The 11,346-nt window shown below is 63.3% G+C and carries 11 protein-coding genes; 2 read left to right on the top strand and 9 right to left on the bottom strand.

The genetic code is table 11. From position 1 onward, the window contains the following. Positions 1-199: 199 nt before the first annotated feature. Together dgcA and dgcN are read right to left on the bottom strand one after the other, a co-directional pair. Positions 200-1,183 (bottom strand): dipeptide epimerase, encoded by a 984-nt coding sequence (gene dgcA / locus QQL76_RS13340; RefSeq protein WP_499208053.1) that lies wholly within the window; start codon positions 1,181-1,183, stop codon positions 200-202. A 3-nt stretch (positions 1,184-1,186) separates the two neighbouring features. Next, on the bottom strand, positions 1,187-2,182 hold the full coding sequence (gene dgcN / locus QQL76_RS13345) for an N-acetyltransferase DgcN (protein ID WP_499208375.1): 996 nt from the start codon (positions 2,180-2,182) through the stop codon (positions 1,187-1,189). 183 nt (positions 2,183-2,365) lie between these two features. Here dgcN and QQL76_RS13350 point away from each other — a divergent pair, with 183 nt between their 5' ends. Next, complete coding sequence (locus tag QQL76_RS13350; protein WP_499208054.1) at positions 2,366-3,382, top strand: DUF808 domain-containing protein; 1,017 nt, start codon at positions 2,366-2,368, stop codon at positions 3,380-3,382. A 128-nt stretch (positions 3,383-3,510) separates the two neighbouring features. Here QQL76_RS13350 and xseA read toward each other — a convergent pair whose 3' ends face one another. Then, positions 3,511-5,109: an exodeoxyribonuclease VII large subunit gene (xseA, locus tag QQL76_RS13355; protein ID WP_499208055.1), complete on the bottom strand. Its 1,599-nt coding sequence runs from the start codon at positions 5,107-5,109 to the stop codon at positions 3,511-3,513. A gap of 45 nt (positions 5,110-5,154) precedes the next feature. Next, positions 5,155-6,105 carry a LysR substrate-binding domain-containing protein gene (locus tag QQL76_RS13360; RefSeq protein ID WP_126010679.1) on the bottom strand — a complete coding sequence of 317 codons (951 nt, stop codon included), beginning with the start codon at positions 6,103-6,105 and terminating at the stop codon, positions 5,155-5,157. Positions 6,106-6,380: 275 nt separating this feature from the next. Here QQL76_RS13360 and QQL76_RS13365 point away from each other — a divergent pair, with 275 nt between their 5' ends. Continuing rightward, positions 6,381-6,668, top strand: a complete 288-nt coding sequence (locus tag QQL76_RS13365; protein WP_499208056.1) for a DUF1127 domain-containing protein — start codon at positions 6,381-6,383, stop codon at positions 6,666-6,668. Between the two features lie 114 nt (positions 6,669-6,782). Here QQL76_RS13365 and QQL76_RS13370 read toward each other — a convergent pair whose 3' ends face one another. The 5 genes from QQL76_RS13370 to QQL76_RS13390 all read right to left on the bottom strand — a co-directional run bounded on the left by QQL76_RS13370 (position 6,783) and on the right by QQL76_RS13390 (position 11,344). Then, positions 6,783-7,589 carry a DUF937 domain-containing protein gene (locus QQL76_RS13370; protein WP_499208057.1) on the bottom strand — a complete coding sequence of 269 codons (807 nt, stop codon included), beginning with the start codon at positions 7,587-7,589 and terminating at the stop codon, positions 6,783-6,785. Between the two features lie 75 nt (positions 7,590-7,664). Further along, positions 7,665-9,038: a glutamate--cysteine ligase gene (locus QQL76_RS13375; protein ID WP_499208058.1), complete on the bottom strand. Its 1,374-nt coding sequence runs from the start codon at positions 9,036-9,038 to the stop codon at positions 7,665-7,667. Positions 9,039-9,191: 153 nt separating this feature from the next. Further along, positions 9,192-9,929 (bottom strand): 16S rRNA (uracil(1498)-N(3))-methyltransferase, encoded by a 738-nt coding sequence (locus QQL76_RS13380; protein ID WP_499208059.1) that lies wholly within the window; start codon positions 9,927-9,929, stop codon positions 9,192-9,194. 31 nt (positions 9,930-9,960) lie between these two features. After that, entirely contained in the window at positions 9,961-10,587 is a 627-nt protein-coding gene (locus tag QQL76_RS13385; RefSeq protein WP_499208060.1) for a hypothetical protein, read from the bottom strand. A 1-nt stretch (position 10,588) separates the two neighbouring features. Beyond that, positions 10,589-11,344 (bottom strand): metallophosphoesterase family protein, encoded by a 756-nt coding sequence (locus QQL76_RS13390; RefSeq protein ID WP_499208061.1) that lies wholly within the window; start codon positions 11,342-11,344, stop codon positions 10,589-10,591. Positions 11,345-11,346: the final 2 nt, after the last annotated feature.

The following is an 11,346-nucleotide window of genomic DNA, read 5'->3' on the forward strand; positions in this document are numbered from 1 at the left end:
CATCAGGTAGGGTTCTGGTCAGGAGCAAACGTCAATCCGAACCGAATTGCAACGTGAGCCTCGTGCTTTTTTTGACTGGATGATCAAACCGTGAAGTCAGCGCAACAAAATTGCGCTGACTTTATCCCGCGAGATCATTTCGCTCAATATTGCTGCATTGCAGCATGATCGTGCTGTGGACAGGCTCTCCAGCGCAATATTATCCCCAGAGTGCGGGCGGCGCCGGCCGGACCATCGAGCCTTCGTAATGCATGGCATGTTCGCGGTCCTCGGCAAGCAGAAGAGGCCCATCGAGATCGACAAGCTCGGCCCCCTGCGCCACGAGAAGAGCGGGCGCCATTGCAAGGGATGAACCCACCATGCACCCGACCATCACGGTAAATCCTGCTTGCCGCGCGGCTTGGCGCAGCGCCAGCGCTTCAGTCAGACCGCCCGTCTTGTCGAGCTTGATGTTCACCATGTCGTATCGCCCTTCCAGCTCGGCGAGCGAGGCGCGGTCGTGGCAGCTTTCGTCGGCACAGACGGGCAGGGGGCGCTCGATCTCGCCGAGCATGGCGTCCTGCCCGGCAGGCAGGGGTTGTTCGACCATGGCTACGCCGAGCTTCAGGAGGTAGGGCGCGATGTCAGAATAGAGCTCCGTCGTCCAACCTTCGTTGGCGTCGACGATGATCGTCGTAAGCGGTGCGCCGGCGCGCACCGCTTCGAGCCGCGCGATGTCGTTCTCGCCGCCGAGCTTCAGCTTGAGCAGGGGCCGAGCAGCGTGCTCCTCCGCCTTCCGACGCATCGTTTCCGGCTCGGCCAGCGACAGGGTGTAGGCGGTCTGAAGCGCCGTCGGCGCCGGCAGACCCGCCAATTCGTGAACCGGGCGTCCGGCCCGCTTGGCTTCGAGATCCCAGAACGCGCAGTCGAGCGCGTTGCGGGCGGCGCCTGCTGGCAACCGCTCCTGCAGGCTTTGCCGGTCGATGTTTCCGGAAGCGATCGCATCGGCAAGGTGCCGGATTTCGGCAATCACGCCTTCGACGGTCTCGCCATAGCGAGCATAAGGAACGCACTCGCCCCAGCCCATGAGATCGCCATCGGTGAGCTTCACGGTGACGACGCGCGCATGGGTGCGCGAGCCGCGAGAGATGGTGAAGACATCCTTCAGCGCGAAGACATCTTCGGTAACGTCGAGCTTGATCATCGCTCAGGCCAGCGCTTCGACGAGCCGTGCGGCGCCGTGGCGATAGGGATCGACGGTGGGAAGGCCCATTCGCGCTTCGATGTCCTCCAGCAATCGGCGCGCGTCGTCCTCACCGAGTGCTGCGGTGTTGATGGATATGCCCGTAACGACGCAGCCGGGATTGACGATGCGAGCCATTTTCAAGGCGATGTCGCGCAGATCTTCCAGCGATGGCAGCGCATAGGAAGGCAGGCCGCGCATATGGGTGCGTGTCGGTTCGTGGCAAAGCACCAGAGCGTCCGGCTGACCGCCATGGATCAGCGCCAGCGTCACGCCGGAATAGGAGGCGTGGAAGAGGCTTCCCTGTCCCTCGATGAGATCCCAGTGATCAGGATCGTTGTCGGGGGTGAGCCATTCGACGCTTCCGGCCATGAAATCGGCAACGACGGCATCCAGCGGAACGCCGTTGCCGGTGATGAGGATGCCGGTCTGACCGGTTGCCCGGAACGTCGCCTTCTGGCCCCGCGCCGTCATTTCCCGTTCCATGGCGAGTGCCGTGTACATCTTGCCGACCGAGCAATCGGTGCCGACCGCCAGGCAGCGCTTACCCCGCCGACGTTCGCCGTTCGCGATGGGATAGTCGACGCTCGGCACGCGCACATCATGCAGCGACCGCCCGTTGGCCTCGGCGGCGCGCACCAGTTCAGGCTCGTCCGTCAGGAGGTTGTGGAGACCGGAGGCAACGTCGAGGCCGGCTTCGAGTGCCTGAACCAGAACCGCGATCCAGTCCTTCGAGATCACGCCGCCCCGATTGGCGACGCCGACGACGAGCGTCTTGACGCCATTAGCCACGGCTTCCTCGATCGTCATGTCGGGCAGGCGCATGTCCGCCTTGCAGCCGGGCAGCCGAAATTGCCCGATTGCGAAATCCGGCCGCCAGTCGCGGATGCCCTGGGCAACCTTCGCCGCAAGAGGATCGGCGGCATCACCGAGAAAAAGCAGATAGGGCGTAGCAATCATCGTCATTTCGCAGTCGGCTCCGATATTCGTTGCCCCAAGCCTATCGATGCCCCCGATGCGGCGAAAGAGGGGGAAGCTCGCGGCATACAAAATCTCGTTATCAGGAACGCTCTGGCGTCGCCGGACTTATAGGTTAGATTTCACCCGTTTCTGACCTTCAATTTCACCATCCGTGAGACGCGAATGAGCGGTTTGCTGGCACTTCTCGATGACGTCGCGGCCCTGACCAAGCTTGCGGCAGCGCAATTGGATGACATCACCGCGCAGGCATCGCGCGTCGGCGTCAAGGTCGCCGGCGCCGTGATCGATGATACGGCAAAGGCCGGAGCGAAGTCGCTCGGCGTCGTCGTGGATGACGCGGCGGTTACGCCAAAATACGTCCAGGACCTTCCGGCCGCCCGTGAACTGCCCATCGTCTGGCAAATCGCGCGCGGATCGATCTTCAACAAGCTGGTCATCCTGCTGCCGGCAGCGCTGCTGCTCGACACGTTCGCGCCGTGGCTGATCACGCCACTGCTCATGCTGGGCGGCTCTTATCTCTGCTTCGAGGGCGCCGAAAAAATCCTGCATCTCTTCGCGCCGCATGAAGAGGGGAAGGAACACGCTGAGACGATCGATGCCGCACATCTCGAGAAAGAGCGCGTGGCGGGCGCCATCAAGACCGACTTCATCCTGTCTGCTGAAATCATGACGATCGCGCTCGCCGCGATCGAAGCGCAAGGCGTCCTTTCGCGTGGCGTGGTGCTCGCGCTTGTCGCCATCGGCATTACCGTACTCGTCTATGGCGCCGTAGCACTCCTGGTGAAGGCCGACGATTTCGGGTTGAAGCTTGCGCAGGTCGGCAGGCTCGGGGTCACGCGCTCCATCGGGCGCGGCATCGTCAAGGGCATGCCGAGCGTGATGACGGCGATCTCCACCATAGGTACTGCCGCCATGCTGTGGGTCGGCGGCTCGATCGTGCTTCACGGGCTCGAAGAGTTCGGGTTTGGAGCGCTCAGCCATGTCATCCACGATATCGCGCATGGCGCGGGGGCGCTCGTGCCGGCGGCTGAAGGCGCAGTCACCTGGATCGTCACCGCAGCGCTGGACGGCGTGTTCGGTCTCGCGCTTGGCTTGCTGCTGGTGCCGGTGGTCACACGCGTGCTCACGCCGATCGCGAATGCGTTTCGCGGAAAGAAGGAAGCCCCCGCCGCTCATTGAGGGGAACGGGTCCGATCGCGGGAACCGCTAAAGCGTTTCCAGGTGAAGTGGATACCGGTTCACCGCCGGAAACGCGACAAATCAAAAACTTAGAGCCGTTAACTTATTCGAAGAAACGCGAAACTGCTTTAGAACAGTGATCCCTGTTTCGGCTTGATCGCATCGCCCTCGGATGCAGGCGCCTTTCTGACCGGCTTCCTCGGTGCGGAGCCGTCCAAGGCGAGCGCATCCACCGTCCCGTCGGCAAATTTCAGCGACAGGCGCTGGCCGGAATTGACCTGTTCAGCAAGCGACAAGGCTTGCCCCGTTTCATCGCGCACGATCGCATAACCGCGCTTCAGCACATTGTCCGGATTGAGCGAGCCGAGCACGCGCGACTGCTCGACCATCTGGCTGCGCAGGCGCTCGAGCCGCCGCGCCATCACCCTGTCGGCACGCTCCTGCCGGGTGGCCACCGTCTCGGACAACCGTTCGATGCGCAATTCGATGGGGCGGAGGCTGAGCTGGGATTCGATTCTCGTCAGGCCTGAGCGCGTCCGGTCGAGCCGGCGCTCGACGATGCGCTCCCCCCGGGTGATGAGATCAGCAACCCGTTGGCGTCGATCCTTGATGCGGGCCTCGAGCGTCGTCGGTGTCAGCCGGCTTGCCCGCGCCTCGAAGGCCCGGCGCTTGTTCAAGGTGTTCAGTTCCAGCGCGCGACCGAGCTTCGCGGAAACCTCGTCGAAATGCCGCCGGGGCAGCGCAAACAGCGTGTCGATCGAGGGCAGGGCGCGCGCCGTCTGCCGCAACACCTGCCGCCGCTGGTCGAGGTGGCGCGACATGCAGCCCGAAAGCCTGGCCGAAAGCTGGGCGAGCCCGGCTTCGAGATCGGCCCTGACCGGCACGGCCATTTCCGCAGCGCCGGTCGGCGTCGGTGCACGGCGGTCGGCCGCATGATCGATCAGCGTCCAGTCCGTCTCGTGGCCCACCGCCGAAATCAAGGGAATGCTGGAACTCGCCGCCGCGCGCACGACGATCTCGTCGTTGAACCCCCAGAGGTCTTCAAGGCTCCCCCCGCCTCGGGCGACGATCAGGACATCGGGCCGCGGGATGGCACCTCCGGCCGGCAACGCGTTGAAGCCGTTGATCGCGTTGGAAACTTCCATGCCGGTGGTCTCGCCCTGAACCCGCACCGGCCAGACGAGCACATGCACGGGGAAGCGGTCACGGATGCGGTGCAGGATATCGCGGATGACGGCACCGGTCGGCGATGTCACGACGCCAATGGTCATCGGCATGAAGGGCAGGACACGCTTGCGCGCATCCTCGAACAGCCCCTCGGCGGTAAGCTTGCGCCGGCGCTCTTCCAGAAGCGCCATCAGCGCGCCGGCCCCGGCGGGCTCCAGCGCCTCGATCACGATCTGATATTTCGATGAGCCGGGATAAGTCGTGACCTTGCCCGTCGCGATCACTTCCATGCCTTCCTCGGGCTTGAAGCGAAGTTTGGCGAAGGATGTGCGCCAGATCACGGCCTCGATGCGCGAACGATCGTCCTTCAGCGAGAAATAGGCGTGGCCAGAAGAATGCGGACCGCGATAGCCGGAAATTTCACCGCGCACGCGCACATGGCCAAACGCATCTTCCACAGTGCGTTTGATTGAGCCCGAAATCTCGCTGACCGTGAATTCCGTCAGATTCGTCACGGCCTGGGATGCCGTCGGAGAATTGATATTGAAAAAGTCGCTCATCGCACCATTGCGCCCGGTTGCTTCGAGAGGGTCAAGCGATGCGGCCTACCAGCCCGGCATCAGATGGCCATTGCGCTGGCGCGGGCGCATCTGCACGAAGCCCTGGTCGCTCTCCTCCATGGCAGCGAGTGGCATCGGCGTGATGTTGTCGAGGCTTGCCGAAATGTGCTGGCTGATCGCGTTCATCAGCGATGCCGGGACGCCGGGCCGGCGCATGATGCCGATCTGTGCGGGCGCCAGCGGCGGGAAACCGTCCGCCGGCGAGAGGATACGCATGCCGGGCCGAAGCGCCGCTTCGGGCAAAAGCGATACGGCAAGACCTGCGAGCACCGCAGAGGCGACAACGGTCGAGGACCAGCTGGTGAACAGGATCTGATACTCGCGATTGACCGAATCGAGCGCCGAGCAGGCAAGCTGGCGCCACTGGCAATTGCGCCGTCCGACGGCAAGCGGCAGCGGCGTCGTCTCATGCGCCGTGTGGTTGGCCGAAGACACCCAGTGAAGCGGTTCGGTACGCACCACCTCCGATTGGCGAACGCGCGGATTGTGCGTCACCAGCGCGATGTCGAGTTCGCCGCGCGCCATCTTCTCGCCGAGATCATTGGAGGATTCGCATACGATGTAGAGTTCGACATTCGGGTTTGACTTGGCGAAGCGCGCGATGATCTCCGGCAGGAAACGGTCGGCATAATCGTCCGGCGTGCCGATTCTGAGCAAACCTTCCAGGCGGTTCTCGTCGAAGGCGGCAAGCGTCTCCTCATTCAGGCGCAGCATGCGCCGCGCATAGATGATCAGCTTCTCGCCGTCTTCCGTCAGACGGTTCGTGCGCCCGTCCTTGACGAAGAGCGGCTTGCCGATCCGCTCCTCCAGCCTGCGCATCTGCATGGAAACGGCCGACTGCGTCTTGTGAACGCTGTCGGCCGCGCGGGTGAAGGAACCTGCATCGACGATGGCAGCGAAGGTCTTGAGCTGATCGATATCGAGGGGGGCCGGCATGGGCGTCGTCCGCATCATAAAGATTGATGCTTATCATTAGAAACATTCGCTGGAACGATCAATGCGATTCTGCGATCACTCTCAGCGTTCACACTCGTGATCACGGAAAGCCGCCACAACCGACGGGGTCCATTTCAAGAATGGCTCCGCGTCGGGCGGATTTTTGCGGCCTCGAGCAAGCGGACCGGGCACGTCAAGAGAGCACACGCTGCCCGAACGAAAACTGCTCTCCATCATCGGTCGCCGGCTGGAAACCGGCGCGAAGGAGCACTGCCATGAAGACGATCGAAACCCGCCCCGATCTCGATATCGCCCCCGCACGGATCACTGCTTCGGTGGTTCTGAAAGCGATGGCATACCGTCTTCTTGCCGTGTTCCGCGCTCTGCGAAATCGCAAACAGGTCATGTATCTGGAGGACTTCACCGAGGAGCAACTGGCCGATATCGGCCTCACGCGCGGCGATCTCCTGAATTCGCTCGAGCGTCCCTGGTACGACGACCCGTCGCAGCATCTGTCGCGCTCTGCGTGGCAGCGGCGCACGCGCATTCGCTCGCGGGCGTGACGTTCGACGGACGGCCTGCCCCATCCGTCCAGCGCGGTGCTCTCGTTGCCCCGAGAACCGCGCACAGCGCATGCCCCGCACCGAGCGGGGCATGCGTCGTCTTAGGCTTGACCATCAGGTCTGGCGCTTCATGCCATCCAGATACTGGTCGAAGATCTGGTCCATGGATTTGGCGTAGCCGGTCTGTACCTCGCGTCCCGCATCGAACATCTCGCCGAACAAACCGTCCAGCGTAGTCTTCTGGTCGCCAGGCGTCTGCTCAGGTGGCGGTTCGTCTGCTTCCGGCGGCGGCTCGGTGTCCGATGTCCAATACTGGCCGAACATCGTGTCCATCATGTCGTTGAAATTCCCGAACACCGGGTTGTCGAAGGGCGACGTCGATTGCGGCTTCGGTTCCGGCAGGTCGTCCCGCCCAGCCGCCTGGTAGCGGATCATCTGTTTCAGCATGTCGCCGAAGACGTCGGGGCCGGATGACATCTGGCTTTGCGCCCGCGCCATCTGCTCGTTCGCCTGGGTGTAGAGCCCGCCCATGACCATGGAGGCAAGCACGGGCAGCATCTGCTTGAAGATGTCCTGGCCGATGCCGGTCGCCGATGCCGCCTGTTCCGCAACCCGGCGGCTGAGATCCTTGGACCCGAAGATATGGCCGAGGATGCCGTTGCCTTCCTCCACGCCCTGCGGTGTGAACGCAGCCTGCACGTCCTCGAAATAGCGTCGGTGGTGACCATCGGCGAGCGCTGACAGAAAGGATGCCATCGGTGCGGAGCCGGCGGTATTACGCTTCAGTCCCGCCGAAAACGCGGGCGCGAGCGCCGCCATCGCCTGCGCGACCTGCGCTTCCGAAAGGCCGAATCGGCGGGCCATCTCGGCGGTGGCATGGCCGTTGGCGGCCTGCTGCATCATGTCGTAGATCGGCATCATCGGCGGTCGTCCTCCCAAACATCTGCTTGGCAGGAACTATAGGCCGAAAGCGCTCACGCCGAAACGGCCGAGGCGTCAGTAGGCGTACTCGTCGAAGACCGGCTCCACCGAGCCGTTCCACCGGCCCTTGTAGAGCGACAGCATCTGCCCCGCCGCCGTCTCGCCACGCGCGACGATCTCTTCCAGCGGCGCAAGGAAATGGCTCTCGTCATTGCCTTCGTCGTTGAGGCGGGCGCGGGATTGAAGTCCCTTGCGGGCAATGTCGAGCAGGTCGCGGGAAAGCTGGTGCAGCGAACGTCCGTCGATCTCCGCATCGAGACCCTGGACCGGTACTGCGTCGCGCAGTGCACTGACCTGATCGAACGTCCAGCCTTTCGTCAGCTGTTCCGCCGCATCGAGTGCTTGGCCGTCATAGATTAGGCCGACCCAGAAAGCGGGCAGGGCGCAGATGTTGCGCCACGGACCGCCATCGGCGCCGCGCATCTCGATGAAGCGCTTCAGCCGCACATCCGGGAACAGCGTGGAGAGGTGGTTTGCCCAGTCGCCCATGGTGGGCAGGCCATCCGGCAACTCGTCCTTCAGCGCGCCGTCCATGAACTGCCTGAAGGTGACGTGGGTGCAGTCGTGATAGATGCCGTTGCGCGTCACGAAATACATCGGAACGTCGAGCGCCCAGTCGACATAGTGCTCGAAGCTGAAGCCCGGCTCGAAGATGAAGGGCAGGAGTCCCGCACGCTGATTGTCCGTATCCCGCCAGATGTCGCCCCGCCAGGAAAGGAAGCCGTTCGGCTTACCTTCCGTGAAGGGCGAGTTGGCGAAGAGCGCCGTCGCGATTGGCTGAAGCTTGGTCGAGACCTGCATCTTGCGGCGCATGTCGGTCTCGCTTGAAAAATCGAGGTTCACCTGGATTGTGCAGGTCCGGTACATCATGTCGAGACCCTGCTTGCCGACCTTGGGCATGTAGTTCGTCATGATGTCGTAGCGCGATTTCGGCATGCGCGGCGTCTCGGCCAGCGACCATTTCGGGCTGCCACCAAGGCCCAGGAAGCGGATGCCGAGCGGTTCAGCGATTTCGCGCAGCTGCGCCAGATGAGCGTTCGATTCCCGGCACGTCTGGTGGATGGTTTCGAGCGGCGCGCCGGAGAGTTCGAACTGGCCGCCAGGTTCGAGCGAGATCGCACCCTGGCCGGTCGGCTCGACGAGACCGATGATCTTGCCGGCGTCGATGATCGGCTCCCAGCCCAGCATCCGGGTCATGCCGTCGAGCAGCGCCTTGATGGAACGCTCGCCCTCATAGGGAACGGGCGTGTTGCCGTCGATGAAGAAGGGGAACTTCTCGTGCTCGGTGCCGATGCGGAAATCGGTTTCCGGCTTCGATCCGTCTGCGAGATGGGAAATGAGCTCGGCCTTGGAGGCGATCGGCGTCAGGTCGGTCGTGTCGCGTGCCATGAAGCTCTCTGCGGGTGTTTATCTGGGCCGCCCCGATCTTGCCGAGCGGGATGCTCGCTGCTTGAACCAGAAGGCGCGCGGAGCGCAAGCAAAAATCATTGAACCCGCTGTCAACGGAAGGAAAGAGGGCTAGGCCTTTCGTACCGTCCGAGCCTAGCGCCAATCGCCAATCGTCGCCTGCAGCACGGCAAGCGCCGCGACGGCTGCGGTGTCCGCCCGCAGGATCCGTGGCCCCAGCGGAATAGCGGTGACGAAGGGCAGCGCATGGAGCATGCGGCGCTCATCTTCCGAGAACCCGCCTTCCGGCCCGACGAGCAGCGCCAGTTGCGTCTCGGCAATCGCGCTTAAAGCCGCGACGGGATTTTGCGTCTCGGCTCCTTCATCGCAGAAGACGATCCGGCGCTCATGGTCCCAGCCGGTGAGCAGCGGCTCAAGCTTCAGCGGTTCGCGAACCTGCGGAATAGCGAGGATGCCGCACTGCTCGGCCGCTTCGCGCGCATTGGCCGCCAGACGCTCGACGTTGACGCGGTGAACCTGCGTGTGCTGCGTCAGCACCGGCTGCAGAATGCCGGCACCCATCTCGACCGCCTTCTGCACCATGTAGTCGAGCCGCCCCTGCTTCAGCGGCGCGAAAAGATAGTGCAAGTCGAGCGGGGCGGGCTGGGGACGCACCTGCTCGACGGGCACGATTTCGACGCGCTTTTTTGCAGGCGAGGTCAGCCGGCAAAGCCATTCGCCGTCACGCCCGTTGAAGGCGAGCACTTCGGCGCCTTCGCCGAGGCGAAGCACGTTCAAGAGATAATTCGTCTGGTCCTTGTCGAGCGGCAGGGATTGCTGGTCGGCGAGGTCAGCTTCGACGAAGAGGCGTTGCAGTCTGAAATTGGCGCGCATGCCAACGCCATGCATGAGGCGCGCTTGGAACTCAAGTGGCGTCCGCGAGCCCGGAAGGATGGATCGCGGGCTTGTAGCCTGCCTCAAGTGCTCGAAGCGTGGATGGTGGCGTCAGGATGGCACCGTCCCCGACGTCTGGAACTGGCAGGTCCCGATACCCATCGAACGACCACCCCAGAAGCTTGCCACCTTGAACCAGCCAAGGGTGTCCTGCGATTTCGACGAGGCTGCCGTCCGGCAATGAGGAAAGATCGCGCAAGTGCAAGCGGCGACGCACAGGATTGCCGAGCCGCTCGCTGTGGAGCACGGCGTCCATCCCGCCAGCCTTCGCCGACGCCAGGCCGTTGCCGATTGCAAAGCAGCGGACAAATGCTTCAGCGCGCGATCGCTGGCATTCGAAGCAGGGTCGGTGACCCGCCGCCAGTGCAGTCGCTTCGTCGAGGAAGAACAGCTCCGTATAGCTGTCACCCATCACGGTCCGCTGTCTCCCGCGAAAGGCGCAAAGGCAGATGATCCAGGCCTTGGATGCGAAGCGACGGTGCGTCAGCGTGCGCGTCAGGGGATCGTGGATACGGCCGCCGCGATTGCCCATGAACAGCCCCCGCGCGGGATGGGCATGGATCGCGCCGAACGGATCGACCCGATTTTGGAGCGGCATGTCAGCCTCCCAGCTCACCCTTGGCGCGATGGACCGTGTAGATGCTTTTTGCGTCACCTTCGAGGATCAGCGCGGTCAGTTTCTCGCGCACATAGACGCCGGTGTCGATATTGATCCGGTTTGGCCGCAGGTCTGCTTCCTCCTGCGGCGTATGGCCATGGACGACGATTTTTGGATGCAGCCCCTCGTAAGAGAGAAACTCGCGGCGGATCCACATGAGTGTGTCGGGTGTCTGCGCTTCCAGCGGCACCATCGGCCTGATACCCGCGTGGCAGAAGAAGAAATCGCCGAAGGACACCGAATAGGGTCTCTGCTCGAGAAAGCGTCGGTGCATCGACGGCAGCGCGTTGATGAACTGATCGGCGCTGGCGAGAAAGACGTCATCGCCATCAGTGGCGAGCGTGACCCCGTAGGAGCGGGCCGTCTCCTCGCCGCCATTGGTGGCAAACATGCTGGCGGGGTCAGGCTCGCTTAGGAAGTCGAGCATCGCCTGGTCGTGGTTGCCGCGAAGCGCGATGATGCGGGCATCCTGTGCCATGCGACCGATCAAAAAATCGAGTACGCCCTTCGAATCCGGCCCCCGGTCGACATAGTCGCCGACATGGACGATCCGCCAGTCTTTCGCAGGCCGAAACCGCAAATCCTCGTCGATGCGCCGGTGCATGGCACGAAGGAGATCCGCATAGCCGTGGACGTCGCCGATGGCGTAGATGCGAAGACCATCGGGCGCACAGGCTTCTGCGAGCTCGATCCCCATCG

It is taken from the genome of Rhizobium albus (genome assembly GCA_030160035.1).
Taxonomy (GTDB): Bacteria; Pseudomonadota; Alphaproteobacteria; order Rhizobiales; family Rhizobiaceae; genus Georhizobium; species Georhizobium albus.